The sequence below is a fragment of the Arthrobacter sp. GmRoot5-12 genome (genome assembly GCF_059739365.1).
Map to the genome: position 1 here is coordinate 2639722 of NZ_AP046056.1, position 25902 is coordinate 2665623.

General features: G+C 64.7%; 24 protein-coding genes and 1 tRNA gene. 14 read left to right on the plus strand and 11 right to left on the minus strand.

The annotated features are described in order from the left end of the window. The gene (locus AC6JAM_RS12080; protein ID WP_018768989.1) at positions 1-939 is read left to right on the plus strand and encodes a phosphoribosylaminoimidazolesuccinocarboxamide synthase; all 939 of its coding nucleotides are present in this window, start codon (positions 1-3) and stop codon (positions 937-939) included. Positions 940-987: 48 nt separating this feature from the next. Here AC6JAM_RS12080 and AC6JAM_RS12085 read toward each other — a convergent pair whose 3' ends face one another. Next, entirely contained in the window at positions 988-2256 is a 1269-nt protein-coding gene (locus AC6JAM_RS12085; protein WP_018768988.1) for a helix-turn-helix domain-containing protein, read from the minus strand. 128 nt (positions 2257-2384) lie between these two features. Between AC6JAM_RS12085 and AC6JAM_RS12090 the strand changes: the two genes are divergently transcribed. Further along, positions 2385-2603, plus strand: a complete 219-nt coding sequence (locus tag AC6JAM_RS12090) for a hypothetical protein (RefSeq protein WP_018768987.1) — start codon at positions 2385-2387, stop codon at positions 2601-2603. 136 nt (positions 2604-2739) lie between these two features. Here the strand turns inward: AC6JAM_RS12090 and AC6JAM_RS12095 are convergent. The 5 genes from AC6JAM_RS12095 to AC6JAM_RS12115 all read right to left on the minus strand — a co-directional run bounded on the left by AC6JAM_RS12095 (position 2740) and on the right by AC6JAM_RS12115 (position 9940). Then, positions 2740-2816, minus strand: a tRNA-Pro gene (locus AC6JAM_RS12095). Positions 2817-2899: 83 nt separating this feature from the next. Continuing rightward, on the minus strand, positions 2900-4726 hold the full coding sequence (locus AC6JAM_RS12100; protein WP_056392561.1) for an ABC transporter ATP-binding protein: 1827 nt from the start codon (positions 4724-4726) through the stop codon (positions 2900-2902). Further along, complete coding sequence (locus AC6JAM_RS12105; RefSeq protein WP_056392563.1) at positions 4723-6531, minus strand: ABC transporter ATP-binding protein; 1809 nt, start codon at positions 6529-6531, stop codon at positions 4723-4725. The genes AC6JAM_RS12100 and AC6JAM_RS12105 overlap by 4 nt, the downstream gene beginning before the upstream one ends. A gap of 136 nt (positions 6532-6667) precedes the next feature. Further along, a complete protein-coding gene (locus AC6JAM_RS12110; protein WP_056392564.1) occupies positions 6668-7612 on the minus strand; it encodes a metallophosphoesterase in 945 nt (314 codons plus the stop codon). 6 nt (positions 7613-7618) lie between these two features. Next, entirely contained in the window at positions 7619-9940 is a 2322-nt protein-coding gene (locus AC6JAM_RS12115; protein WP_043424879.1) for a transglycosylase domain-containing protein, read from the minus strand. 37 nt (positions 9941-9977) lie between these two features. Between AC6JAM_RS12115 and sp36 the strand changes: the two genes are divergently transcribed. From sp36 to AC6JAM_RS12170, 11 genes are all read left to right on the plus strand, one after another. Then, entirely contained in the window at positions 9978-10133 is a 156-nt protein-coding gene (sp36, locus tag AC6JAM_RS12120) for a Sp36 family protein (RefSeq protein ID WP_009359196.1), read from the plus strand. 1 nt (position 10134) lies between these two features. Beyond that, complete coding sequence (locus AC6JAM_RS12125) at positions 10135-10668, plus strand: RidA family protein (protein WP_056392565.1); 534 nt, start codon at positions 10135-10137, stop codon at positions 10666-10668. A 15-nt stretch (positions 10669-10683) separates the two neighbouring features. Continuing rightward, positions 10684-11595: an NUDIX hydrolase gene (locus AC6JAM_RS12130; protein WP_018768981.1), complete on the plus strand. Its 912-nt coding sequence runs from the start codon at positions 10684-10686 to the stop codon at positions 11593-11595. A gap of 59 nt (positions 11596-11654) precedes the next feature. Next, positions 11655-12653: a LacI family DNA-binding transcriptional regulator gene (locus tag AC6JAM_RS12135; RefSeq protein ID WP_497934747.1), complete on the plus strand. Its 999-nt coding sequence runs from the start codon at positions 11655-11657 to the stop codon at positions 12651-12653. Between the two features lie 291 nt (positions 12654-12944). Beyond that, entirely contained in the window at positions 12945-14210 is a 1266-nt protein-coding gene (locus tag AC6JAM_RS12140) for an extracellular solute-binding protein (protein WP_377204863.1), read from the plus strand. A 26-nt stretch (positions 14211-14236) separates the two neighbouring features. Beyond that, positions 14237-15139: a carbohydrate ABC transporter permease gene (locus AC6JAM_RS12145; RefSeq protein WP_018768978.1), complete on the plus strand. Its 903-nt coding sequence runs from the start codon at positions 14237-14239 to the stop codon at positions 15137-15139. 2 nt (positions 15140-15141) lie between these two features. Next, positions 15142-16038 carry a carbohydrate ABC transporter permease gene (locus AC6JAM_RS12150; protein WP_056392567.1) on the plus strand — a complete coding sequence of 299 codons (897 nt, stop codon included), beginning with the start codon at positions 15142-15144 and terminating at the stop codon, positions 16036-16038. A gap of 65 nt (positions 16039-16103) precedes the next feature. Then, positions 16104-17642, plus strand: coding sequence for an arabinosylfuranosidase ArfA (gene arfA, locus AC6JAM_RS12155; protein ID WP_497934748.1), 1539 nt, complete (start codon positions 16104-16106; stop codon positions 17640-17642). A gap of 135 nt (positions 17643-17777) precedes the next feature. Next, a complete protein-coding gene (locus tag AC6JAM_RS12160) occupies positions 17778-18266 on the plus strand; it encodes a helix-turn-helix domain-containing protein (protein ID WP_497934749.1) in 489 nt (162 codons plus the stop codon). A 38-nt stretch (positions 18267-18304) separates the two neighbouring features. Then, positions 18305-19117 carry an IS3 family transposase gene (locus tag AC6JAM_RS12165; RefSeq protein ID WP_497934750.1) on the plus strand — a complete coding sequence of 271 codons (813 nt, stop codon included), beginning with the start codon at positions 18305-18307 and terminating at the stop codon, positions 19115-19117. Between the two features lie 73 nt (positions 19118-19190). Beyond that, positions 19191-19391, plus strand: coding sequence for a hypothetical protein (locus AC6JAM_RS12170; RefSeq protein WP_018771088.1), 201 nt, complete (start codon positions 19191-19193; stop codon positions 19389-19391). A gap of 148 nt (positions 19392-19539) precedes the next feature. Here AC6JAM_RS12170 and AC6JAM_RS12175 read toward each other — a convergent pair whose 3' ends face one another. The 3 genes from AC6JAM_RS12175 to AC6JAM_RS12185 all read right to left on the minus strand — a co-directional run bounded on the left by AC6JAM_RS12175 (position 19540) and on the right by AC6JAM_RS12185 (position 21694). Continuing rightward, entirely contained in the window at positions 19540-20394 is an 855-nt protein-coding gene (locus AC6JAM_RS12175; RefSeq protein WP_056388138.1) for an IS3 family transposase, read from the minus strand. Continuing rightward, a complete protein-coding gene (locus AC6JAM_RS12180; protein ID WP_018772270.1) occupies positions 20391-20717 on the minus strand; it encodes a helix-turn-helix domain-containing protein in 327 nt (108 codons plus the stop codon). Before AC6JAM_RS12180 ends, AC6JAM_RS12175 begins: the two co-directional genes overlap by 4 nt. 299 nt (positions 20718-21016) lie before the next feature. Then, entirely contained in the window at positions 21017-21694 is a 678-nt protein-coding gene (locus AC6JAM_RS12185; RefSeq protein ID WP_011775987.1) for a Crp/Fnr family transcriptional regulator, read from the minus strand. 195 nt (positions 21695-21889) lie between these two features. Here AC6JAM_RS12185 and AC6JAM_RS12190 point away from each other — a divergent pair, with 195 nt between their 5' ends. Further along, complete coding sequence (locus AC6JAM_RS12190; protein ID WP_134164154.1) at positions 21890-23074, plus strand: MarP family serine protease; 1185 nt, start codon at positions 21890-21892, stop codon at positions 23072-23074. Positions 23075-23084: 10 nt separating this feature from the next. Here AC6JAM_RS12190 and aroQ read toward each other — a convergent pair whose 3' ends face one another. Together aroQ and AC6JAM_RS12200 are read right to left on the minus strand one after the other, a co-directional pair. Beyond that, entirely contained in the window at positions 23085-23549 is a 465-nt protein-coding gene (gene aroQ, locus AC6JAM_RS12195) for a type II 3-dehydroquinate dehydratase (RefSeq protein ID WP_056392571.1), read from the minus strand. 81 nt (positions 23550-23630) lie between these two features. Beyond that, a complete protein-coding gene (locus AC6JAM_RS12200; protein WP_056392573.1) occupies positions 23631-25823 on the minus strand; it encodes an alpha-galactosidase in 2193 nt (730 codons plus the stop codon). Positions 25824-25902: the final 79 nt, after the last annotated feature.

The following is a 25902-nucleotide window of genomic DNA, read 5'->3' on the forward strand; positions in this document are numbered from 1 at the left end:
ATGACTGAAAACCGAGAGAACCGCGGCTACGCGACCAAAACACTGGACCTTCCCGGCTGGACCCACGTCTACTCCGGCAAGGTGCGCGACCTCTATGAGCCCGCCGACGAATCCATCCTGCAGCGCGTTGGGCAGGACTGCGTACTGGTGGTGGCCAGCGACCGCATCAGCGCCTTTGACCATGTGCTGTCCAGCGAAATCCCGGACAAGGGACGCATCCTCACGCAACTGAGCCTCTGGTGGTTCGACCAGTTGGGCGTGGAACACCATGTGCTCGGCTCCACGGTGGAGGACGGCGTCCCGGCCGAGGTTGAAGGCCGGGCCATGATCTGCAAGAAGCTGGACATGTTCCCGGTGGAATGCATCGCACGCGGCTACCTCACGGGCTCCGGCCTGCAGGAGTACAAGGCCTCCGGAACCGTATGCAACATCCCGCTGCCGGAAGGGCTGGTGGACGGATCCCGGCTGGAGCACGCCATCTTCACGCCGTCGGCCAAAGCGCTGATCGGGGAGCACGATGAGAACATCACCTACGACGCCGTAGTGGCGCTGGTGGGCGACGACATCGCGGGCCGCCTCAGTGAGTTGACACTGAAGATTTACACGACGGCGGAAAAGATCGCCCGGGAGCGCGGCATCATCCTGGCGGACACCAAGGTGGAGTTCGGCTACGACGCAGCCTCCGGGTCGATCACCCTGGGCGACGAGGTGCTGACCCCGGATTCCTCGCGTTTCTGGGACGCTGCCACCTACAAGCCGGGCCAGGCCCAGCCGTCCTACGACAAACAGTATGTGCGGGACTGGCTGACATCGGCGGAGTCCGGCTGGGACAAGGCCTCGGACACGCCGCCGCCGGCGCTCCCCGCTGAAGTAGTGGAACGGACCCGCAGCCGCTACGTCGAAGCATACGAGAAGATCACGGGGAAGGCGTTCTCCTAGAACAACCGGAAGCCAGGTAACCCCGCACTGCGGGTTTACCTGGCCTGGTCAGCTGGCTTTCGCAGCCGCAGCGGCGGCGCGTTTCTGCGCCAGCTTAATCTCGAGGATCGCGTCCAGCGCCTGTTGAACCCGGTCCTGGGCGCCGGCAGTGGCGAAGGCCTTTTGGGCTTCCTCGAGATGCACCAGTGCTTCGTCCGTATCACCCGCGGCCTTGAGGGACTTGCCCAGGAGGAGGGAAACTTCACCCGCGGTGTGCTTGGCGAGCTCCGCGCGTTCGGCGTGGATTTCCCGCAGCTTTTCGACGGCGGCCACAATGTCCCCGGTCAGGTACAGCCAGCGGGCACGGATGAAGGCGACCTCCAGCTGATCGGACTTGTTCCCACCCACAATCGACAAGGCCAGTTCGGCACGTTCGATTGCCGACAGGGTCTCCGGCTCCACGATGCCCGAGGAAAGCCGGACGGCTGCGGAGGCCTTGTTGAACCGGGCCCACAGTTCGATGTCATTGGCGGGGGAGAGCAGGCGTGCTGCCCGCTCATGGTGTTTGACGCCTTCCGTGTAGTCATGCCGCATGAATGCAACGTTCCCCACAACCCAGGCCACCTCGCCGGCGAGCTGCGTCATGGAAAGCTCATCCACGTGGTCGATCATGGCCTGGCAATACTTCCAGGCCTCGTCGAGCCGTCCGCTTTCTGCAAGCGCCCCGATCAGCGCGTGATGGGCGTTGATGATCAGGGTGGATCCCTTGGGAAGCTGCCTGCAGAGGTCCACTGCCTGGATCCCCTGGTCCACGGCAAGGCTCAGCTGGCCTTGTCCCTGGTAGATACCCGCCAGCATCTGGTGTGCCCGTACGGCAAGGCCGGCGGATTCCCTGGCCATGGGGTGCTCCAGCAAGTGCTCCATGATCTTCTGGGCTTCGCGCCAGTTTCCCTGTTTGATGAGGCATTCGGCCTGCATATAGGTCATGTTCCACCAGGCGCTGGTGTTCCGCCCCTCGAGGGCAATCTTCGCGGCCGTGGCAGCGTGGCTTGCCGCCAGTGGATAATCACGAAGGTCCCACGCCTGGCGGGCATAGAGGCCTGCCAGCACGTACTCGGCGTCGCTCACGGAAATTGGCTGGCTCCAAGCCTCCAGCGCCTTGGGGGCCAGTTCCAATCTGCGTGCCAATTCTTCAATTACTTCGGCTGTCGGCTCCCGGCGGCCGGTTTCCAGCAGCGAAATGTAGCTGGGTGAATACAGGTCCTTGCCCAGTTCGGCCTGTGTCAGTCCACGCTCCAGGCGCTCCGCGCGGAGCTTTTCTCCGAACCCGTTGCCCACGCGTTTCCTCCTTCTGGACACTTGGGCTGCCGAATGCTTGACAGTCCCTGTGGAAAATATTTTACAATGTGTGTCAACAAGGACAGTGCTGGCTTTGTAACGAATCCGACTCGTATTGAGGAACTTATATGTTGAAGAAGATCGCAACCGCGGCCGTCCTGGCTGGGGCCCTGGCTTTTTCTGCGGCGGCTCCGGCCGTCCTGGCTTCAGGTTCCGTCGCCGATAATTCGGGTGTGTCGGTAGCTGTTGGTAACTGGCCTGATCCCGCCTCAGCAAAGGTGAAGAAGGACAAGAAGACCGATACTACCTACACAACGTACGTTGGCAACTGGCCTGATCCCGCTTAAACAGCTTCCTCACACAGGAGGCGGGAGTGGCCCCGGAGCAACAGCTCCGGGGCCACTCGTTTAACCCCGGGGTGCCGGGCCGTGACCACATCGAGACAAAAAAGAGGGCCTCCGCAAGGAGACCCTCTTTTCGTTATGGTCGGGATGACAGGATTTGAACCTGCGACCTCTTCGTCCCGAACGAAGCGCGCTACCAAGCTGCGCTACATCCCGATCCGCTGCAAAAGCAACTTTACAAGGATAGCCGATTCCGGGTCCCGATGCGAAATCCAGCCCGGTCCGGGGCGGGACGCGGGTCAGACCAGGGAGTCCTTCCACGCCCCATGCAGGTCGGCGAAGCGTCCGCCGCCGCCGATCAGTTCCTCCGGCGTGCCGTCCTCCACGATCCGCCCGTCGTGCACCACCAGGACACGGTCCGCCGTCTCCACCGTGGACAAGCGGTGGGCGATGATCAACGCCGTCCGGCGTCTGGCTTCCGTGCCGGCCAGCAGGCGGGCCAGTCCGGCCTGCACCAGGCGTTCGGACGGGATGTCCAGTGAGGAGGTTGCCTCGTCCAGGATCAGCACGGCCGGCTGCGCCAGGAACGCCCTGGCAAAGCTGATCAGCTGCCGCTGGCCGGAGGAGACCCTGCCGCCGCGCTTGTTGACGTCGGTGTCGTAGCCCTCGGGAAGTTCAAGGATGAATTCGTGGGCGCCAACTGCCTTGGCGGCCTCTTCGATTTCGGCGCGTGATGCCTCCGGCCGTCCCAGGGCGATGTTGTCCGCCACCGAGCCGCTGAACAGGAAGGCCTCCTGGGTGACCATGACGATGTTCCGGCGGAGGTCGGTGGTGGCCAGGTCGCGGAGGTCCACGCCGTCCAGGGTGAGCGTTCCGGAGGTGACGTCGTAGAACCGGGCGATGAGTTTGGCCAGGGTGGATTTTCCAGCGCCCGTTTGTCCCACCAGCGCCACTGTCTGTCCGGCCGGGATGTGCAGGTCCAGGCGCGGCACCACCAACGGACCGTCGCCATAGCGGAACTCGACGCCGTTGAAGTCGATGCGTCCCGTGGCGCTGGGCAGGGCCACCGGGTTCCTGGGTGGCCGGACCGTGGGAACCTCTTCGAGCAGTCCGGACACCTTCTCCAGTGCTGCCTGCGCGCTCTGGAATGAGTTGTAGAACATGGCCATCTGGTCCACCGGCTGGAAGAAGCGCTTGGTGGACAGGATGAGGGCCAGGAGTACGCCCACTGCCAGGCCGCCGTCCAGCACCCGGAATCCGCCGAAGAGCAGGACCACGGCAACGCAGACGTTGCCAATCAGCACCAGTCCCGGTTGGAAGATGCCGTTGAGGTTGATGGAGCGGACTGTGACCAGGCGGTAGTCCTCGGCGAGTTTCCCGTAGCGCTCCGAGTTCTCCTTCTCCTTGCGGAAGGCCTTGACGGCGCGGATGCCGGTCATGGTCTCCACGAAATGCACGATCAGCCGGGCGGAGACCACGCGGGACTCCCTGAAGGCAATCTGCGAGTGCTTCTGGTACCAGCGCGAAAGGAAGAACATCGGCACGCCGGCGGCCAGCACCAGCAAACCGCTCCGCCAGTCCAGGGCAAAGATGGTGACGGCGGTGAAGGCCATGAAGAGCATTCCCGAAGCCAGTGAACTGACCCCCGAGTCGAGGAGTTCGCGCAGTGCTTCAAGGTCTGAGGTCTGCCGGGCGATGATCCTGCCGGAGGTGTATTTCTCGTGGAACTCCAGGCTGAGCCGCTGCGTGTGCCGGAAGACGCGCACCCTGAGGTCCAGCAGCATCGCCTGGCTGAGCCGCGCCGTGGAGGTGACGTACAGGGCGGTGAGTCCCGCCGTCGCAATGGCTGCCAGAAGGTAGCCGACGCCGGTGAACACCAAGGGGGCGTTGTTGCCGGCCTGGAGGGCGGGAAGGGCATGGTCGATCCCGAACGCGATCAGTGCCGGGCCGGCCACCCGCGCGGCCTGGGACAGGACCACCATGGCGATGGTCAGCCAGAACCGCGCCCGCACGGGACGGATCAGCGATCGCAGCAGGGCAAGTGACCGCCGTCGTACTGCCCGGCTGTCGCTCTTGCTGAGGTGGGCATTGTCTTCATTTGCGGTGCCGAACGTTGCAGTGCTCATCGGGACACTTCCTCAGCATTGTCTTCAAGTGCCGACAGTTCAGAGTCCAGGTCCCGCGGCTCCCGGTCCAGGCTGGCGATGACGTAGCGGTAGTGCTGGTTATGGGCCAGCAGTTCGGTGTGCGTTCCGACGGCGGCGATGCGGCCGTCTTCCAGCAGGGCCACCCGGTCCGCGAGGGCCACCGTGGACGGCCGGTGGGCCACGATCAGGGTGGTGGTGTCCTTCAGGACCTCGCGGAGGCGGGCCTCCACCAGCTCCTCGGTGTGGACGTCCAGGGCTGACAGCGGGTCGTCCAGGACCAGGATCCGCGGACGGGCGGCGATGGCACGTGCCAGGGCGATCCGTTGCCGCTGGCCGCCGGACAGGCTCAGGCCTTCCTCGCCGATCAACGTGTCCACACCCCCGGGCAGGGAATAGGCGAAGTGCGCCTGCGCCACATCGAGGGCCTCGTCCAGGACCTCCTCTGTGCGGGCCGGGGCGCCGAGCAGGACGTTGTCCCGCACGGAATTGGAAAAGAGCGTGGTGTCCTCGAAGGCCACCCCCACGATCCGGCGCAGCTCCTCCACGCCGAAGTCCCGGATGTCGACGCCGTCGATGGTGATGGCGCCGCCGGTGACGTCGTACAGGCGCGGCACCAGCTGGATCAGCGCACTCTTGCCGCTGCCGGTGATGCCCACCAGGGCCATGGTTTCGCCGGGCCGGATGTCCAGGTTGATGTCCTTGAGAATGGGCTTGTCCGGGGCGTCCTCGAAGGCGAAGGTTGCGTTGTTGAAGCGCAGTGCCCCGGCCAGCTCAGCCGGCCGGCGGGGCTGGGCGGGACTGGTGATGGTGTTTTGCGTGTCCATCACTTCGTAGTGGCGGTCGACGGCGGTCTTGGCGGTGAGTGCCATGGCCAGCAGCATGCCGGAGAATTCCACGGGGGAGGCGATGACTGCCGCGGTGGCGAAGAACGCCACCAGGGAGCCGATGCTCAACTGGCCGCTGGCGCACAGCATGACCCCGACCACCAGGCCGGCTCCCAGGGCGAGTTCAGGAAGCAGGGTGACCACCATGGTGAACGTTGCCTGGTGGCGTGCCTTCTCGATCTCTGTCTGGCGCAGGCCTTCTGCCTGCTCGTTGAAGTTTTCCAGGGCTTCCCGGCTGCGTCCGAAGGCCTTGAGCACGCGGATGCCGTGGACCGATTCCTCCACGGTGGTGGCAAGGTCGCCGGCCTGGTCCTGGCTTCGCCGCGCCACCTTGCTGAACCGGGTGCGGAACCGGAAGCTGTTGATGGTGATGGGAACGGCGGCGGCCAGGAAGATCAGGGCCAGCTGCCAGCTCATGGCGAACATGGCCACGACGCCGATGATCACCGTCAGGGTGGTGACCACCAGCATGATGGCGCCAAAAGCCATCCAGCGGCGCAGGAAGTTCAGGTCCGTCATGGCCCGGGACAGCAATTGGCCGGATCCCCACCGGTCGTGGAAGGAGACGGTCAGGTCCTGCAGATGGTTGTAGAGGGACACCCGCATGCGGGTCTCCACGGTGGTGGCGGGGTTGATGACGAACTGCCGGCGCAGCGCCACCAGTCCGGCTTCAGCGATGCCCAGGACCAGGATGACGGCAGCCGACACCCAGACCGCCTCCGGCGTGGCCCCTGGCTGCAGCGCGGTATTGACCAGGACCCGCAGCACCTGGGGGATGGTCAGCGCCACGACGCTGGCGAGCAGGGCGCACAGGAGTCCCAGCAGGAGCCTGGGGATGATGGGCCGGACGTGCGGATAAAGACGGCTGATGGATCGGAAAAATGGAGTCTGCTTGGCCATGCCCGCTTCTCAAGCTCTAAAACGAATGTAGTTTCCTCTAGCAACTACCCTATGCCATTGGCGTGAGGCGGTTCACAGGGATTTGCGGTGCTGGCCGGCTGCTTGCCCAGTTATTGCAGACCGTAATGCTTTCGGTTCAGTTGGGGGAGGTAAGGGTCAGCAGGACGGCCTCGGGTTTGCAGGCGATCCTTACCGGGGCGAAGCGTGAGGTGCCGATGCCGCCGGACACGTTGACCGGCGTCGTGCTTCCGTTGCTTGTCCAGTCGTTGAGGCCCTTCGCCCGCCAAGTGGGGAGGTCGCAGTTGGCCACGAGGGCGCCATACCCGGGGATGCACAGCTGGCCGCCGTGTGTGTGGCCGGCCAGCAGGAGGTCCGCGCCGTTTTCGGTGAAGTGGTCCAGGACCCGCTGGTACGGTGCATGGATGACCGCGATCCTGAGGTGGTCCTTGGCATCCTGGCTGACCGTTCCACGGGGCCAGCCGGCGTACCGTTCCCGGTTCAGGTGCGGGTCGTCGACGCCGGAGAAATCGAAGCGCATGCCGTTGAGGACCAATGACTGGTGGCGATTGGTCAGGTCCACCCAGCCGCTCATGCCGAAGCCGGACCGCAGGCGCGGCCAGTCGAGGGCAACCGGCTTGGGCTTCGCCTTGGACGGCCCCAGCAGGTAGGACGCAGGGTTCTTTGGGCTGGGCGCGAAGTAGTCGTTGGACCCGGGGACAAAGACGCCGGGGAACTGCAGCAGCGGTTTCAGGGCATCCAGCAGCGGGTCCACAGCCTTCACGTGGCTGAGGTTGTCGCCGGTGTTCACCACCAGGTCCGGCCTGAGGTCCGCCAGGGACCTTAGCCAATCAGCCTTCTTCCGCTGCCCCGGCACGAAGTGGATGTCGCTCAGGTGCAGGATGCGGAACGGACCGCGGCCGGGAGGGAGGATGGCCAGGGTTTCCTCCCGGAGGACGAACTGGTTCTTCTCCCACAGGCCGTAGCCGAAGGCTGCCATTCCGGCCGCGGCCCCGGCGCCTGCAGTGACGGCAAAGCCGCGCCCGATTGCGCGGGCGCGGCCTGCCAGGCTGTCGATGCTCATGCGTGCTTAGCCGTTGCCCTTTCCATTCCCGTTGCCATTGCTGGTGGGGGCGGGGGCCGGCGCCTGGGTGGCGGGCGCCTGCGTTGCCGGCGTGGACGGTACGGGAGCCTGGGTGGCCTGCGGGGTGGTCCTTCCAGGCGAAGTAGTGGTTGTTCCGTTGACCATGTTGCTCGGCGGTGCCGGGAACGGGTTGGTGCCGTATGCCGGGGCGATCTTCGCCATGTAGCTGGAGAACATGGGACCGGCGATCATGTAACCATCGATGCCTTTATAGAACTTGCCGTTGACCGTGATGTTCTGCCCTGCACGGTCCTGTGCTCCCAGCGGGTCGCCGAACCAGGCGGCCGTTGCCAGGCCGGTGGTGTGCCCAACAACCCAGGTGGAGCCGTTGTTGTTGGACGTACCGGTCTTGGCGCCAATGGGGAAGCTGGTCTTGGTGGAAATCCGGGGCTGGATCAGCGAACCGGAGCCCCTGTTCAGCACTTCCTGGAGCGCGTAGTTCACGCCGCGTGCAACCTCCGGTTTGATGGCGTCACGGCAGCTGCTGGACTGTGCCGGGAGCTGCTTGCCGGTGGCGTCCGTCACCGAGGTGATGGCGATGGGCTCGCAGTACTTGCCGTCGTTAGCGAAGGTGGCAAACGCGCTGGCCATGGTCAGCGGAGAGGTCTGCGTGGACCCCAGCAGGTTGCCCAGCGTCATCATGTTCACCTTGGGGTTCGGCTCGCTGCCGTCCGCTGAGGGCAAGCCGCTGTGCAGTCCCACCGCATCGGCGATCTTCTGGATGCCGCAGAAGTCCAGCTGTGCCGCGGACGCAAACGTCACCGTGTTGATCGAGTTGTAAAGGCCCTCCAGGACCGACAGCGGCTTGTACCACTGGGGCTCGGCGTTCTGGAGGTCGTCTGCCGCGTCCAGGCCCGCGTTCTTCTGCGCCGTGCTGTAGGCACCCTGGACCTTGCCGCAGGTGTTGCGCCACGGATAGCCGATCGGGTAGACGCGCTGGGCCGCGTTGACCATGGTGTTCATGGACTTGCCCTCGTTGAGCCACTCGGCAAAGGTGAACGGCTTCATGGTGGACCCGGGCTGGGCGCCGCCCATGCCGTTGAGGTCGTTGCCGTCCTTATCCAGCTTGTCCACGTTGAAGTTGAGCTGGGAATCGAAGCCCTGGCCGGGCAGGAATGTGGTGTTCTGGGCCATTGAGATGATCTTGCCCGTACCCGGCTGCACCGACACCATGGAGGCGCCCCACTTGTCGGGGTTGGCGCCGGCGGCGGCATTGGCCTGCTCCTGGGCCGTGGCCTGGGCCTTGGGGTCCAGTGTGGTGGTGATGGTCAGCCCGCCGCCGTAGATCAGCCGCTGGCGCTCCTTGACGTCCGCGCCGTAGGCAGGGTTGTTCTCCAGCAGGTGCAGGATGTAGTCGCAGAAGTACGGGGCCGAGGCCGCGTAGGCGCAGCCCTGCTTGGGCTGGGTCACCTTGGGCTCCACCGGAGTGGCGACGGCCGCGTCGTGTTCCGCCTGGGTGATCTTCTTCTGGTCAAGCATCAGTCCCAGCACCAGGTCCCTGCGCTGCTTTGACTTCTCGGGATTGATGATGGGGTCAAAGGCGGAGGGGCTGTTCACCAGGCCGGCCAGCAGCGCTGCCTGGGGGAGCGTCAGGTCCTTGGCGGTGGTGCTGAAGAAGTACCTGGAAGCGGCCTCGATGCCATATGCATCACGGTTGAAGAACACGATGTTCAGGTAGCCCTCAAGGATCTGGTCCTTGCTGAACTCCTTCTCCAGGGCGATGGCGAGCTTCATCTCGCGGAGCTTGTCACCAACACCCTTGTTGACGCCGTTCAGCTTGATCTGGTCCTCCTCGCCGGCGGCGGCGAGGTTGGCGTTGAGAACGTTGTTGACGTACTGCTGCGTGATGGTGGAGGCACCCTGCTTGTTGCCTCGGATGGTGCTGACCAGCGCGCGGAGGATACCGGTGGTGTCCACGCCGCCGTGGTCATAGAACCTGCTGTCCTCGACGGCGAGGATGGCGTTCTTCATGTTCGGTGAAATCTGGTCCAGCGGAACCTTGGTGCGGTTCTCGGTATAGACGCTGGCGATCTCGCTGCCGTCGGCAGCCAGGATCCGGGTGGTCTGGCTGGGGGGATCTACCTTCAGCTCCGCCGGAAGGGAATCGAAAAAGTCGATGGAACCGCTTGCCGCGCTGCCGGAGACGGCCGCGGCAGGCACCAGGAGGCCTGCCACGAGGACACCGCAAATTGCGCTCACACCAAGGAAAAGAAGGATCTTACCCAGTGTGGTGGCAGTGTCGAATAAGGGGTTCTTGCGAGTCGCCATGTTTTCCACTTTACCGGCAAGGGCTACGCTTTCTTTCATGACCAAATGGGAGTACGCGACGATTCCGCTCATTATCCACGCCACAAAGCAGATCCTGGACCAGTGGGGAGAGGACGGCTGGGAGCTCGTCCAGGTAGTCCCCGGACCTGACGGCAACGGCCTTGTCGCCTACCTCAAAAGGGAGAAGCAGTAGCATGAGCACCCCCGCAGAAGCCCAGTCCAGCGCCGCAGCGGCGCCCGTATCCGCCGTCGAGCAGCGCCTCGCGGAACTCGGCATCACCCTGCCCGCGGTCGCCGCCCCGGTGGCCTCCTACGTTCCCGCCGTAGTCTCCGGAAGCCATGTCTACACCTCGGGCCAGTTGCCGTTTATTAACGGCAAACTCGAAGCTACGGGCAAGGTGTCCGCGGGCACCGAAGGGTACGCCGACGAGCCCACCGTTTCCCCGGAGGACGCGCAGCGCTTCGCAGCGGTCTGCGCCGTCAACGCCCTGGCCGCCGTCAAGAGCGTCATCGGGGACCTGGACCGGATCACCCGGATCGTGAAGGTGGTGGGATTCGTCGCTTCGGATCCCTCGTTCACGGGCCAGCCCGCCGTCGTCAACGGTGCCTCGGAACTGCTGGGCCGCGTCCTCGGTGACGCCGGGCAGCACGCACGTTCCGCCGTCGGCGTTGCCGTTCTTCCGCTCGACTCTCCCGTAGAGGTCGAGCTCATTGCCGAATTCAGCTAAGACCGGACACTTCCCTTGCCGCACCTCGCACGACGCCTTTTTGCACTTCCCCAAGACCTTGAAGGGGCGGCGCAAAGCTGGCTCGAACACGGCGAGCGCACCCCCCGGGCCGCGCGCTACGCCTCATCCGTAGTCCTCCTGCGTGATTCACCCACCGGCCTGGAGACTTGGCTGGGTTACCGGCCCGGCTCCTCGCCGCTGGGCGTCCTGGCGTTCCCCGGCGGGTCCCTTGACCCGGCCGACGACGACGCCATGGGTTGGCTGGGACCCTCACCGCAGCATTGGGCCGAGCAGATGGGAACGGACGACGTCGGGCTGGCCCGCCGCCACGTGGTGGGCGCCATCCGGGAACTCTTCGAGGAGACCGGCGTGCTCCTGGCCGGTCCCGACATGTCCAGCACGGTGGAGGCCACGTCCACGTCCGAGTGGATGCGGGCACGCGTGGCGGTGGCCGACCAGGAGAAGACGCTTGCCCAGGTGCTGGGCAAGCGCGGGCTCTCCCTGCGCACCGACCTGCTCAAGTCCCTCGTCAACTGGCGCAGCCCCGACTTCGCGCACCGCCGCTTCGACACCCGCTACTTCGCCGCCACGGTGCCGCTGGGCCAGGAACCTTCGCTGCTGGACGGCAAGGGCGTGTGGGGCAGGTGGGTCAACGCCGCGCAGGTGATCCAGGAGCGGAACTCCACGGCGCTGGGCGACGAGGCAGGCCAGGAGAACACAGTGGGCCGCCCGCTGGGCGAACTGCTGGTCCCGGGTTCCGAAATCATGCTCGAGAAGATGGCCGCGGCCAACGGCTGCATTGCCTACCTGAGCTACAAGCGCAAGCCCCACGTTTACCAGCCAACCCTGGTTGAAGAGGACGGCAGGCTCATGCTCGAAGTCGAGGCTGCCAAGACCGTGGCGGGGGACCACCAGCGCGAACGCTGACGCTCCACGGAGCCGGGTAAAATCTTCACCAAAGCCACACCGGGAGCAAGGGGGCGCCTTTGCGCGCAACGGTCAAGGACGTAGCGCGCCTCGCAGGGGTTTCGCCAAAGACCGTCTCGAACGTCATGAACGGCATTGTTCCGGTCAGCGGCCCCACCAGGATCAAGGTGGAGCAGGCCATGGCGGAACTGGACTACGTTCCCAACCTCTCTGCCCGGGGACTGCGCAACGGAAGGTCGGGCGTCATCGCCCTGGCCCTGCCCGATCTGGCCACGCCGTACTCCGCCGAGATCGCACACAGCGTGGTGGAGGTGGCCCACGAGCAGGGGTGGAGCGTGCAGATCGAGGAGACGGGGTCCGATCCCACGCGCGAATACGAGCTGATGTCGCGGGCGCGGTCCAACCTCATCGACGGGCTCATCCTCAACCCCGTGGTTTTGGACGAGAGTGCCGTGAAGGTGGGGGTTGCCCTGCCTCCGGTGGTCCTGCTGGGTGAGGTGACGCAGAAACTGGCTGACCGTGTATGGGTGGACAGTGTTGCCGCCGCACGGGACATGACGCTGGCGCTGGGCAGGACCGGGAGGCGCCGTATTGCCGTGCTGGGGGCCGCGGAAGGCAGGGGCTCGGCGGCGGCCGTCCTCCGCACCCGTGGGTACCAGGCTGCACTCGAGGAACTTGGCATTGGCTGGGATGAGTCACTGATCATCCCCTGCGAAAAGTGGAGCCCGGATACGGCGGCGAAAGCGCTGTCCACCTACCTTGACTCGCATCCCCTGCCCGAGGCCTTGTTCTGCTTCACCGACTCCATGGCCATCGGGGCCCTCAGTGTGCTGTGGAAGCGGGGCATCAGGGTGCCCGACGAGGTGGCCGTTGCCGGCTTCGACGACATCGCCGACGCCAGGTATGCAGTGCCGTCACTGACCACCGTTTCCTTTGACAAGCGCCAGGTGGCCAGGGAGGCCTTGCGCCTCCTGACCGAGCGCATGGCCGACCGTGAGGGCCCGCAGAAGGTAGTGGCCATCGATTACCGGATCGTGGAACGGCAGAGTACCTCCTAGGCTCCTGCCCTCCGACCGAGATCCTGGCGCGGGAGCCCTAATCGAGAGTGGCGGGTCACTTTGCGAACGCTAACAATTTTCCATTGCGGCGGCCATTACATCGATGTAATGTGAGGCGTGCATCACACCGGGGGCCCCGCGGGGCATGGCTGCCCAGCATGCGGCAGCAACGGTTTGTGGCGCGGGAATGACTTTCAGCGGACCCATCCAAAGGAGTGACGGGTGAAGCAGTTTGATTTTTTCGCAGGCAGGCAGCTGTCGAGACGGCAGCTGTTGTCGGGAACCGCAGCAATGGGCAGCGTCATTGCTGCGGCGGCCCTGGCAGGGTGCGGTGGGAATGCCTCCGCAGCGGCCGCCAGGGACATCCAGTTCTGGCATCTGTTGTCCGGCGGCGACGGCATCAAGATGCAGGCCATGATCAACAAGGCGAACGAAGCCAACCCCGGGTTCAAGGTGCACCCGACCGTCCTTGCCTGGGGCCCGCCCTACTACACCAAGCTCGCCATGGCCTCGGCCGGCGGCCGGCCGCCGGAGTTGGCCATCATGCACGCCAGCCGTGTCCCGGGCTACGCCCCGGGCGGCCTGATTGAGCCCTGGGACCTCTCGCTGCTGGCAGAGCACGGCGTCACCGGCGCCGACTTTGCCCCGCGGATCTGGCAGAAGAGCCAGCAGGACGGCAAGGTGTTTTCCATCGCCCTGGATTCGCACCCGTTCATCATGTTCTACAACACGGACATTGCCCGCAAGGCCGGCGTCCTGGGTGGTAACGGGCAGCTGCAGGAGGTCACGTCCCCGCAGGGGTTCATGGCCATGGCCAAGGAAATGCAGAAGGTCACGCAGGCCCACGGGTTGTCCTTTGGCTACCTCGGCAGCGGATCCCAGATGTGGCGGCTGTTCTACACGCTCTACAAGCAGCACGGCGCGGACATGACGCTGACGCCGGGCCAGCCGATGAAGGTTGACCGGGACGCCGCCATTGAGTCGCTGGAATTCATGGCATCGCTTTTCGACGACACCATTGCGGCAAAGAGCGGCGACATCAGCACCGGCATCGCGGAATTCGCCCGCGGCGGCTCGGGCATGCTGTTCAGCGGCGTCTGGGAACTGCCGACCATGAAGAAGGCAGGCCTCCCGGTGGACGCTGCAACGATCCCCACGCTCTTTGGCACCCCGGCCGCGTACGCGGACTCGCATTCCTTCGTCCTGCCACGGCAATTGAACGTGGACGATACGAAGCGGCGCGATGTCTACAAGTTCGTCAGCGACATCCTCAAAGGATCGCTGTCCTGGGCGGAGGCAGGACACATCCCCGCCTACCAGCCCGTGGTCCAGTCCCAGGCGTATAAGGCCCTCACACCGCAGGTGCATTACGCCAACGCCGCGGACGTCATTGCCTACGATCCCGAAGCCTGGTTCAGCGGCTCCGGTTCCGACTGGCAGACCTACTTTGCCGAAAACGTCCAAAACGTCCTCCTAGGCCGCGACAAGGCAGCGGCCGGATGGGACGCCTTCGAAAAGCGCACCAACACCCTTCTTTCCCGGCCAAATCCGGTCTAACCGCCCGAGCGACAAAGGAGTCCTTCATGAGTTCTTCACCAGCAGCCCGGCGCAGGACCGGGAGCCTCGCCAGGAGCAACCTCAGCGGTTGGGGGTTTGCGGCGCCCTTCCTGGCTTTCTTCGTCGTCTTCCTGGTGTGGCCGGTTCTTTACGGCATCTATATGAGCCTCACCGGCAAATCCCTTACCGGAGCCAACGACAGCGTGATCGGTTTCGCGAACTACGCCGAAGCCTTCGCCGATGCCGACATGTGGCGTTCGCTCGGCAACACCCTCTACTTCACCGTCATCAGCACGGTCCCGCTGGTGCTGGTCGCTTTGGTGATGGCGGCACTGCTCAACGCCGGCCTGCCGGCGCAGTGGCTGTGGCGCCTGTCCTACTTTGCCCCGTACCTGCTCGCGTCCACCGTCGTTTCGCTGTTCTTCAGCTGGATGTACAACCCGCAGCTGGGCCTCATCAACGATTCCCTGTCCAGGATCGGCATCCCCAAAGTCGCCTGGCTCAACGACCCCAACGTGGCCATGTGGGCCATCGTCATTGCCACGCTGTGGTGGACGGTGGGGTTCAACTTCCTGCTGTACCTGGCGGCCATGCAGAACATCCCGCAGCAGCACTATGAGGCGGCATCCCTCGACGGCGCCGGAGCCTGGCGCCAGCTCTTCTCGATCACCTTGCCGCAACTGGGCCCCACCACCGTGATGATCGTGCTCCTCCAGGTCCTTGCCTCGCTCAAGATCTTCGACCAGGTGTACCAGATGACCGCCGGCGGGCCCGGAGGGTCCACCAGGCCGGTGGTGCAGTACATCTTCGAAACCGGGTTCACCGGCTACCGGCTGGGCTATTCCGCAGCCATCTCCTACATCTTCTTCGGACTGATCGTGGTCGTCTCGGTCATGCAGTTCGTCATCACCCGCCGCAGGAGTGCATAACCATGGCAACCCAGACCATCAGCCGGCCCCGACCAGGCACCAACACCAGCCAGGAAACCCGCCAGCCCCGCAAGACGATGACCCCGGGCAAGATCGCCACCCTGGTGGTGGCCGCGGCCATCGCGGTCCTGTGGCTGATCCCGTTCGCCTGGGCCACCGCCACCGCCTTCAAGAGCGAGACGGATGCCGCAGCTCCGAAGGTCAGCTGGCTGCCGCCGTCGGGCTTTACTGCCGACGCATTCGTCAAGGTCTTCCAGGACGGAAACATCCCGCTTTGGACGTGGAATTCCCTCTATACTTCGGCCGCCATCACGGCCATCACCCTGGTGATCTCGGCGCTCGTGGCCTACGCCCTGTCCCGGATCGACTTCAAGGGCAAGAAGGTGCTGATGACGGTAATCATCGCCTCCATCATCGTCCCGCCGCCGGTCCTGATCATTCCGCTCTTCTACCAGATGCTCGCCCTGCACATGGTGGACACCTCATGGGCCATCATCCTGCCCCAGGTCATCCACCCGGCCATGGTGTTCGTACTCAAGAAGTTCTTCGACCAGATTCCCCGCGAACTTGAGGAAGCCGCGGTGATGGACGGTGCCAGCCGCATGAGGATCTTCACCCAGATCATCCTGCCGTTGTCCCGGCCCATCCTGGCCGCCGTCGCCATCTTTGTGTTCATCGGCGCATGGAACAACTTCCTGTGGCCGTTCATCGCCACCAACGACGCCTCGCTGCTCACCCTCCCGGTGGGCCTGCAAACCATCAAGAGCGCCTACGGCATCCAGTACGCGCAGAACATGGCGTCCGCCCTGCTCGCGGCGCTGCCGCTCATCCTCGTGTTCCTTTTCTTCCAGCGCCAGATCATCAAGGGCGTCGCGACGACGGGCCTCGCCGGAACCTGAGCCGGCACCTTCCGCCCATCCAGACCCACACCTGCGAACCAACCACAACCAAGGAGATGTCCCACATGTCCCGCGCACGGATCACCCTCGACCGCGACTTCACCATCGGCGAAGTCCCCCGACGCCTCTTTGGCTCCTTCGTGGAGCACATGGGCCGCTGCGTCTACACCGGCATCTACGAACCGGGCCACCCTGAAGCAGATGAGCACGGCTTCCGGCAGGACGTCCTCAAACTCGTCAAGGAACTCGGCGCCACCGTCATCCGCTACCCGGGCGGCAACTTCGTCTCCGGCTACAACTGGGAAGACGGCATCGGCCCCCGCGAAAACCGGCCCCGCCGGCTGGACGGCGCCTGGCACACCGTGGAGACCAATGCGTTCGGCCTCCACGAATTCGTGGACTGGTCCCGCCAGGCCGGCACGGAAATCATGGAAGCCATCAACCTGGGCACCGGGGGAGTGGACGCGGCCCGCGAGATCGTCGAGTACGCCAACCACCCCGGCGGCAGCTACTGGTCCGACCTCCGCGCGAAGAACGGCCACAAGGATCCGTTCAACATCAAGCTCTGGTGCCTGGGCAACGAGATGGACGGGCCGTGGCAGATCGGCCACAAGACCGCAGAGGAATACGGCCGTCTGGCCCAGGAAGCCGCCAAGGCCATGCGTTTCGTGGACCCGGACATTGAACTGGTGGCCTGCGGAAGTTCCAACTCCGGCATGCCCACCTTCGGCGCCTGGGAGCAGACTGTCCTGACCCATGCCTACGACGAGGTGGACTACGTCTCCCTCCACGCCTACTACCAGGAGCACGACGGCGACGTGGGCAGCTTCCTCGCCAGCGCAGTCGACACCGACTATTTCATCGAGTCAGTCATCGCAACCGCCGACGCCGTCCGGGCGAAGGGAAAGCACAAGAAACACATCAACCTTTCCTTCGACGAATGGAATGTCTGGTACCAGCGCGGCCGGGACACCGAGGACCAGCTGCGCAACGTCGCCAAGGCCGGCTGGCGCGAGCACCCCCGGCTTATCGAGGACAAGTACAACGTGACGGATGCCGTGGTGGTGGGAACCCTGCTGAACTCGCTGCTCCGCCACGGCGACCGCGTCAAAATCGCCAACCAGGCGCAGCTGGTCAACGTCATCGCCCCGATCTTCAGCGAGGAGAACGGCCCGGCCTGGCGCCAGACCATCTTCCACCCGTTCGCCCGGATGGCAGAGCTGGCCAAGGGCCAGATCCTGCGGTTGTCCGTGGACTCGGACCAGTACGCCAACAGCCGGTTTGGTGACACGGACCTGGTGGATGTCAGCGCCACCTGGAACGAGGAAACCGGCCGCGTGGCCCTGTTCCTGGCCAACCGCGGCCTGGAAGAGGCCGCGGACGTGGAGGTCAGCCTGCGGGGCTTCGACGCACGGCGGGTGGTCAGGGCGGAGGTGCTCGAGATCCCGGAAGGCGGCGACCGCTTCACCATCAACAACCAGGAAAAACCCGACCGGGTGGGCCTGAAGCCGCTTGAGGGAGCCAAGGCAACCGGATCTGAGCTCCGGCTGGGACTTCCCGCCCTGTCGTGGGCTGTGGTGGAACTGGACGTGGCGAAGAACTGACCCACGTTCCAGGCACAAAAGGTCAGGCACAAATGGTCAGGCACAAAAGGTCAGGCACAGGAAAGGCCGCCCCGAGTGAACTGCTCCCCGAAAGTTGGACTGAAGATTCAGTTCTGACTTACGGGGAGCAGTTTCATGTTTAAGAACAGTTCATTGTCTGAGGAACAGCGCGAAGCCGCTGTCGCGCTGTTTAGGATCGGGTGGGGCTCCAGAGCTGTAGCAACCAAGCTGGGGGTGGGTCGAAAGGCAGTCCTCCGGTTGCACGACAGATGGCGTGTTCGTGGAGATACTGCTCTTGTGACCAAACCAGGCAACCGCGTGTATCCATTCGAGCTCAAGCTCAGCGCCGTGCAGCGATACATCTCCGGCGAGACCAGGGTCGCCCTGGCCAAAGAGTTCGAACTGTCCTCGCCACATCTGATAGCCGTGTGGGCGATGCAGTACCGGGCTCAGGGCGAGGAAGGCCTCCGTCCGAAGCCTAGAGGCCGCGCAAGGAAGAACCCTGATACCCCGCCGAAGCAGGAACCGGAGCTGCAGCGGCTGCGGCGTGAGAACGAACGCCTGCGTGCAGAGGTTGCCTTCCTGGGAAAAGTAAACGCCTTGAGGGACGGGGAACAGCGCTAAAGGTTCGCGCTGTCATCGCTCTCAAGGCTCAACACAGGTTGGAAGTTCTCCTGGACGTGGCCGGGTTACCACGGTCCACGTTCTTCTACCACCAGTCCCGCCTCCAAGGCCCCGATCCGCGGGCTTCCCTGAAGGCCGCTATTACAGAGATTTTCAAGAAGAACCACGGCCGGTACGGGCACCGCCGGATCCACATCGAACTGCTCAAACAAGGGTGGACGGTCGCGAAGAAGACCGTCCTGAAGCTGATGCGATCCCTGCGGCTGGTCTGCAAGGTCCGAAGCAGGAAGCGCTACAACTCCTACCAGGGCGAACAAGGCGTTGTGGCCCCGAACCTGCTGAAACGCCAGTTCGAAGCGGATGCACCGAATCAGAAGTGGGTGACCGATGTGACCGAGTTCAGCGTGGGTGACCGGAAGCTCTACCTCTCACCGATCATGGATCTTTTTGACCGGCAAATCATCTCCTACGCGATTGGCACGTCGCCCAACCTGGAGCTGGCCAATGCATCGCTGCGCGGCGCCCTGGCCACGCTCGAGAACGGCCAGCAACCCCTTGTGCACTCAGACCAGGGGTTCCAATATCAGCACAGCTCCTGGCGCACACTCTTGGCGGACGCCGGCGCAGTCCAATCGATGTCCCGCAAAGCCAACTGCTACGACAATGCCGTGATGGAAAACTTCTTTGGACACCTCAAAGAAGAACTCTTCCACCGCGTCCGCTTCCTGAACACCGAAGCGCTAACACCGGCCCTGCATGAGTACATCCGCTGGTACAACACCGAAAGAATCTCCACCAAGCTCAACGGCCTGAGTCCAATGCAGTACCGGGCTCAGGCCCTCGCGGCTTAGCCCATCAGTTAGCCGGCACAGCTTCTTTAGTACTGACCGAAGATAGGCGCTTGGGCGCCGGTAGGATCACGGCATGAGCGCCAACGGCAAAAAGCGCGAGACCAAGCGGCAAGTGAGCGTGCGGATCGCATTCGTTTTCATCGCAGGAATCGTGGGCAGCGTCCTGGTATCACGGCTGATACCTCAGGTTGAATGGCTGGCATTCCTACCCGCGGCATTAGCCACCGGAATTATCATTCCGGATGTGGTCGCTCTGATGCGAGGGGATCCGTGATGGATCGCCTTGAACCCAGGGCGGGCCGATAATGTCAGCCAGCTTGCATGTACCCCGGGTAGGTTCGCCGGTACATGAGTCCTACGCAGAAAAGGCTCCGTCCCAGAGATGAACTGCTCCCCGGAAGTTGGACTGACTAAATAAGAGCCTAAGCCGCGAGGGTCTGGGTCCGGTATTGCACCGGGCTCAGGCCCTTGAGCTTTGTCGAGATTCTTTCGGTGTTGTACCAGCGGATGTATTCGTGCAGTGCCCCTGCCAAGGCGTCGGTGCTGAGGTATCGCACGTGGTGGAAGAGCTCTTCCTTAAGGTGGCCGAAGAAGTTTTCCATCACGGCGTTGTCGTAGCAGTTGCCCTTGCGTGACATCGACTGGCTCGCGCCGGCTTCCTGTAAGAGTTTTCGCCACGAGACGTGCTGGTACTGGAAGCCCTGGTCCGAATGCACGAGTGGTTGCTGGTTATCCTCAAGGCAGGCAAGGGCCTGGCGCAGCGAATTATTGGTGAGCTCCAGATTCGGAGACGGGCTGATCGAGTAGGAGATGATCTGCCGGTCGAAAAGATCCATAACCGGCGAAAGGTAGAGCTTACGGTCGCCGACGCTGAACTCCGTCACATCCGTTACCCACTTCCGGTTCGGGGCATCAGCCTCGAACTCCCGGTTCAACACGTTCGGAGCAACCCGGCCCTGCCCGCCCTGGTAGGAGTTATAACGCTTCTTCCGCCGGACCTTGCACACCAGATTCAGGGACCGCATGAGCTTCAGAACGGTCTTTTTCGCGACCGTCCACCCTTGCTTGACCATCTCGGTGTGGACCCGCCGGTGCCCGTACCGGCCATGGTTCTTCTCGAAAATTTCCCTGACAGCGGCCTTGATGGACTCCTGCGGATCAGGGCCTTGGATGCGTGCCTGATGATAGAAGAACGTCGATCTGGCAAGAGATGCTGCCTGCAGCAGGACCGGAAGCGGGAAGTCAGCCTTGAGAGCGATGAGGGCTTGGACCTTCACCGTCGTTCCTGCGCCCTCAAGGCCCGCAATTTTCCCAGGTAAGCCACTTCCGCCCGCAACCGTTCGTTCTCCCGCCGTAACCGCTCCAGTTCCGATACCTCGGCCGGCTGCGGGGCATCAGGTGCCTTAGGCCTGCCCTTGGACTTGGGACGTAATGCGTCCGGGCCCTCGCGGCGATACGCCCGGGCCCACGTCTTCAGTAGCGTGGGCGAGGACAAACCCACCTCCGCCGCGAGATCCGGGGCAGTCTCACCGGCGATAAACCGTTCAACCAGCGCGAGCTTGAATTCGAACGAGTACACCTGTTTCGTCGGCTTGGCCACCAGCGCTCCTCGACCATGGATCTTCCACCGCCGATAGAGAACCCTTATCGGCGGGCGGGACACCCCTAGCAACGTCGCCGCCGCACTATCCGCGATGCCCTTCTCAAACCACGCTACAGCGGCCTCACGCTGAACCTCAGACAACGAACTACGTGCATGCATAAAACTGCTCCCCGGAAGTCGGAACTGAATTTCTCAGTCCAACTTCCGGGGAGCAGTTCATTTCCTGTTGGGCCTGGTTTTTGTTGGGCCTGGTTTTTGTTGGGCCTGGTATTTCTTGGTTCTGGTTTTTGTTTGTCCTAGCGGGAGCGCTGGCGGAGGCGCTGCATGTCCAGGATGACCACCGCGCGGGCTTCGAGGCGCAGCCAGCCGCGCTGGACGAACTCGGCCAGGGCCTTGTTGACCGTTTCGCGGGAGGCGCCCACCAGCTGCGCCAGTTCTTCCTGCGTGAGCTCGTGGGCCACCAGGACGCCGTCGGTAGCCGGCCGGCCGAAGCGGTCCGCCAGGTCCAGCAGCGCCTTTGCCACGCGGCCGGGGACGTCGGAGAACACAAGGTCCGAGAGGGAGTCGTTGGTGCGGCGCAGGCGGCGGGCCAGGGCCTGCAGCAGCTGGGCCGAAACCTCCGGGCGGGTGCGCAGCAGGGCGTTCAGGCTCTCGTTCTTCAGCCCGGCCAGCCGGGTTTCGGAGACCGCGGTGGCGGTGGCGGTGCGGGGGCTGGGGTCGAACAGCGCCATCTCACCAAAGAGCTCGCCCGGGCCGAGGATGGCCAGAAGCGATTCACGGCCGTCGGGCGAGGTGCGGCCAAGCTTTACCTTGCCGGAGACGATGAAGTACAGCTGGTCACCCTGGTCACCTTCGCGGAACACCGAAGCGCCGCGGGACAGGTCCACCTCGGTGAGCTCGTCCGTCAGCAGCCGGAATGCGTCGTCGTCGAGCGTGGCGAAAAGGGGTGCTCGGCGCAGTACCTCGATGTCCATGAAATCTCCTGAGTAAAAGTATCGGCTGTGGCGCTTGTGCCATTGTTTCAGAATTTTCAACGTTCTGTGACGAACTTGGCAGCCGAAACGCCTGCGGGCAACCGAATGCAGGTCTGCCGGAGGGCGGTGCACGCCACAGAAGATTGTCAGCGTCCGCCACTAGAATGGGGGTTCAACTGTAAATAAGGAGCCTTTGTGGTCGGCCTGACTGTCCTGGACATCGTCCTGATCCTGGCGCTGCTGTCATACCTGATCTATGGCCTCCGCAACGGGTTCCTGGTCACTGTCGGCGGCCTCGCCGGGTTTGCTGCCGGTGCCATCGCCGCATTCTTTGCCGTCCCCCTCGTCAGCACCTTTGTCGAGGACTCCGGGTGGAGGCTTACCGCCATCATCGCTGCCGCCGTCGTGCTGATGGCCGTGGGACATGGCCTGGGCACCATGGCCGGGCGGCAACTGCGCGGCGTGGTGCGGATCCGTCCCTTGCGGGCGGTGGACCGGCTGGTGGGCGGGGCGCTGAACCTGGTGGTCTCCGCGCTGGTCATGTCCATGCTGGCGTTCAGCGTCAGCTCCCTGGGCGTGCCTTTTGTGTCCCAGCAGCTGGCCGAGTCCAAGGTGATCCGCTTCATCGACGGGCTCACCCCCACCCCCGTCAAGGCCACCATGGCGCAGCTGCGGTCCACCGTGATCGGCAACGGCATTCCCACGTTGATCGAAGGGCTGGACCAGGGCCAGGCGGTCCAGGTGCCCAACACCAGCACCAACACTCCGGCGCTGAACAAAGCGGCGCAGTCCGTCCTGAGGATCGCCGGCACTGCCTACGAATGCGGCCAGAACCAGACCGGCAGCGGCTTCGTGGTTTCCCCGGACCGCGTGGTGACCAACGCCCATGTCGTTGCGGGCGTGTCGCAGCCGGTAGTGGAGATGCCCGACGGCGGTGCGATGCCCGGCCGCGTGGTCTACTTCGACACCAAGCGGGATCTGGCGGTCCTGGCGGTGGACAACCTGCCGTCCCGGCCGCTGCCGCTGAGCCGCGACCTGCCCGGCGGCAGCCAGGCCGCGTTCGCCGGGTACCCGCACGGCGGGCCTTTCCAGTCCAAGCCCGCCACCGTGCAGGACATTGCCACGGTCCTGGTCCCGGACATCTACGGGAACAACCCGTCCCCGGAGGACATCTACCGCCTTGCCGGGGACGTGCAGCCGGGAAACTCGGGCGGCCCGCTGCTGACAACTGACGGCCAGGTGGCCGGGGTGGTCTTTGCCAAGGCAACCTCTGACGCCGAGGTGGGGTTCGCCATCACCATGAACGATCTTGACCCGGTCGCGGAGCAGGCGCCCGCATTGTCCACACCCGTCTCCTCCGGGCAGTGCATCCAGAAGTAGCGGCTCCCGGCTACAGGACCTCGGCCAGGTAGTCGATGGCAAGTTTGTAGCCGAACACCCCGGCACCAACGATCACCGCCGCGCAGACCGGCGACAGGTAGGAGTGGTGCCGGAATTCCTCGCGCTGGTGCACGTTGGTGATGTGCACCTCGACGGCGGGCACCTGCACCGCGGCCAGGGCGTCACGAAGAGCGACGGACGTGTGCGTGAAGGCGCCGGCGTTCAGGACAATGCCCACCGCGGTGCCCCGGGCGGCGTGGATGGTGTCCAGCAGGACGCCTTCGTGGTTGGACTGGACGCACTCCACTGCGAAACCGTGCCGCTCTCCGGCGGAAGCGGCCAGCCGCTCCACATCGGCAAGGGTGGAGGTGCCGTACTTCTCCGGCTCCCGCGTACCCAGCAGGTTCAGGTTGGGGCCATTGATGACCAGGATGGTGCCGCGGCCGGCTTCGACGGTGGAGGAGGCTTCAGTCATGCCTGCAAATCTATCGGTTGGCCCTGCCCGCCGCGCATTCTTACGTCCGGATGCGCGGCGGGCAGGGGGTCCGATGGCTGTTTAGAGGGCCGTCGCCTTCAGCAGCAGGGCATGCTCGGGGTTCAGCACCGGCATCGGCAGCCCTACCTCCGCGAGGAAACGGCCGTTGGCAACGGCTCCACCGGCAAGCCACGCCGGCGGTTGCGCCTGGGTGAAGGTGTGCGCGTAGTCGGCGTCCTCCTGGACGGGGGCGAGGACCTCAATCCGGTAATTCCGCTCCGGCTCCAGGCCGGGGAGGCCCATGCGTCCGGGCTGCTCCGCGGCAGAGGTGCGCGTGCCCACAACGGCGAACAGGGCCGCCGTCGTGCTGTCCGCGATGGACCCGTCCGCCACCACGCCGTGCAGCAGGAAGGCATCATCGGCGACGTCCGCGTGGACCCGGCGGCCGCTGTGGATCAGGTCCCGGTGTTCCTTGTACAGGCCCACGATGCGCCGAAGTTCGTCGCGCTCCTTGCCCTGGACGCTCCGGACGTCCCATTCCATGCCAAAGTGGCCGAACAGGGCGGTGATGGCCCGGAAGGACAGGTCGTGCGTGCGGGCGGTGGTGTGCGACGTGGTGGGGCCGATGTGGCTGCCCACCAGCTCGGGCGGGACCACCGCGCCGGTCCAGCGTTGGATGGTCTGCCGTTCCAGCGCATCGTTGCAGTCCGAGGCCCAGATCCGGTCGGTCCGCTCCAGGATGCCCAGGTCCACGCGCGCGCCGCCGGAGGAGCAGCTTTCAATCTCCACGCCGGGGTGTGCCTTGCGGAGCTCGTCGAACAACCGGTACGCGGCGAGGGTCTGCGCGTGGACGGAAGGGGCGCCGGCGTGGCCGTGTTCCACGAGGTCGCGGTTCTGGTCCCACTTCAGGTAGCTGATGTTGTTGCCGGACAGGAGCCCGTCGATCCGGTCGTAGATGTACTGCCACGCGTCCGGGTTCACCAGGTCGATGACGTGCTGGTTGCGCCACTCCAGGGGCAGCCGGCCGCCGTCCTTGTGTGCCTTCGCCGACGGGCCCACGATCCAGTCAGGGTGGGCGCGCGCGATGTCCGAGTCAAGGTTGACCATCTCCGGTTCAACCCACAGCCCAAACTCCATGCCGCGGGAGGTGACGGCGTCGATGAGGGGGGCCAGGCCGTTGGGCCACAGGGTTTCGTCCACGTACCAGTCGCCCAGGCCTGCATGGTCGTCCCGGCGGCCGCGGAACCAGCCGTCGTCGAGCACGAAGCGCTCCACGCCGAGGTCGGCGGCCGATTCCGCCAGTTCGGTCAGGATGTCCAGGTTGTGGTTGAAGTAGACGGCCTCCCAGACGTTGAGGACGACGGGCCGCGGCTTGCCGGCGGGCAGGCCGGTGGACGCGGCGGGCAGGACATGGTGGGGACGGGAGCGGAACCAGCTGTAGAACGCTTCGGTAATGCCGTCCAGGCCGTGGTCGGAGTAGGCGGCGAACAAAGCGGGGGTGGTGTAGCGGGCACCTGGTTCAAGGATGACTTCGGCGGGACCCAGCAGCTCGGAACCGCCGATCATGGTCCGGCCGTCGCCGATGGTGTCGGCGAACTGTTCATGGTTGCCGCTCCAGGCCAGGTGGGTGGCCCACACCCTGCCGTGCCGGTTGCCGAAGCCCTTGGTGCCGGCGGCGAACAGCAGGGAGGAATCGTGGCCGGTGCGGCCGTGCCGGCCGGTGCGAACCCAGGTGCCCTGCTGGATGGGGCGGCGCTGGGGATGCCGCTCGCGGCACCAGCGCCCGGTCAGGTCAAGGAGTTCGACGGCGTCCGGTGCCACGGGCAGGACGGTCGCCAGCTCGTCCACCTGGAAAGGCGTGGTTCCCTCATTGGTGATGGTGTGGCGCAGTTCCAGCAGGCCGCCCGCATGAAGCGCAAGGGACGTGGCGACGCTCAGGCCCGTGTCGCCGTCGGCCTGCACGATGGTGGCGCAGGATCCTTCGGTGCTGACGGAGGTGACGCGGAGGCGGGAGGAGAAGTCCCGGCCGGCGCCGCTGTCCGTGATCCTGTGGCCACGCAGGGCCGGGCGCCCGCGCCAGGCCGAGGAAGCCTGGGGGAGGAGGCCCGCGGGAACGCGGACGTCGATCGACGAGGGCGGCACCGCAGCCGTGAGGATGGCCAGGTCCGGCAGGTCTGCGCCCAGCTCGGCGCCCCAGTGGATGACTTCGGCCTCTCCGCTGTCGAAGCTGATCACCAGGCTGGTGCCGGCGGAACGGAGGTGCAAGGGATCCATAGGGAAGTCTCTTTCAGTGTTCAGGGATTGCGTCGTCACGAACGCGCAAAAGGAAAATCACGGGAAGGGGAGGCCGGGT

What these genes read in the sequence shown, in the direction of transcription:
- AC6JAM_RS12080 (WP_018768989.1), top strand. Translation starts at nt 1, where the DNA reads ATGACTGAAAACCGAGAGAACCGCGGCTACGCGACCAAAACACTGGAC.
- AC6JAM_RS12090 (WP_018768987.1), top strand. Translation starts at nt 2,385, where the DNA reads ATGTTGAAGAAGATCGCAACCGCGGCCGTCCTGGCTGGGGCCCTGGCT.
- AC6JAM_RS12100 (WP_056392561.1), bottom strand. Translation starts at nt 4,726, where the DNA reads ATGAGCACTGCAACGTTCGGCACCGCAAATGAAGACAATGCCCACCTC.
- AC6JAM_RS12105 (WP_056392563.1), bottom strand. Translation starts at nt 6,531, where the DNA reads ATGGCCAAGCAGACTCCATTTTTCCGATCCATCAGCCGTCTTTATCCG.
- AC6JAM_RS12110 (WP_056392564.1), bottom strand. Translation starts at nt 7,612, where the DNA reads ATGAGCATCGACAGCCTGGCAGGCCGCGCCCGCGCAATCGGGCGCGGC.
- AC6JAM_RS12115 (WP_043424879.1), bottom strand. Translation starts at nt 9,940, where the DNA reads ATGGCGACTCGCAAGAACCCCTTATTCGACACTGCCACCACACTGGGT.
- sp36 (WP_009359196.1), top strand. Translation starts at nt 9,978, where the DNA reads ATGACCAAATGGGAGTACGCGACGATTCCGCTCATTATCCACGCCACA.
- AC6JAM_RS12125 (WP_056392565.1), top strand. Translation starts at nt 10,135, where the DNA reads ATGAGCACCCCCGCAGAAGCCCAGTCCAGCGCCGCAGCGGCGCCCGTA.
- AC6JAM_RS12140 (WP_377204863.1), top strand. Translation starts at nt 12,945, where the DNA reads ATGGGCAGCGTCATTGCTGCGGCGGCCCTGGCAGGGTGCGGTGGGAAT.
- AC6JAM_RS12145 (WP_018768978.1), top strand. Translation starts at nt 14,237, where the DNA reads ATGAGTTCTTCACCAGCAGCCCGGCGCAGGACCGGGAGCCTCGCCAGG.
- AC6JAM_RS12150 (WP_056392567.1), top strand. Translation starts at nt 15,142, where the DNA reads ATGGCAACCCAGACCATCAGCCGGCCCCGACCAGGCACCAACACCAGC.
- arfA (WP_497934748.1), top strand. Translation starts at nt 16,104, where the DNA reads ATGTCCCGCGCACGGATCACCCTCGACCGCGACTTCACCATCGGCGAA.
- AC6JAM_RS12160 (WP_497934749.1), top strand. Translation starts at nt 17,778, where the DNA reads ATGTTTAAGAACAGTTCATTGTCTGAGGAACAGCGCGAAGCCGCTGTC.
- AC6JAM_RS12170 (WP_018771088.1), top strand. Translation starts at nt 19,191, where the DNA reads ATGAGCGCCAACGGCAAAAAGCGCGAGACCAAGCGGCAAGTGAGCGTG.
- AC6JAM_RS12185 (WP_011775987.1), bottom strand. Translation starts at nt 21,694, where the DNA reads ATGGACATCGAGGTACTGCGCCGAGCACCCCTTTTCGCCACGCTCGAC.
- aroQ (WP_056392571.1), bottom strand. Translation starts at nt 23,549, where the DNA reads ATGACTGAAGCCTCCTCCACCGTCGAAGCCGGCCGCGGCACCATCCTG.
- AC6JAM_RS12200 (WP_056392573.1), bottom strand. Translation starts at nt 25,823, where the DNA reads ATGGATCCCTTGCACCTCCGTTCCGCCGGCACCAGCCTGGTGATCAGC.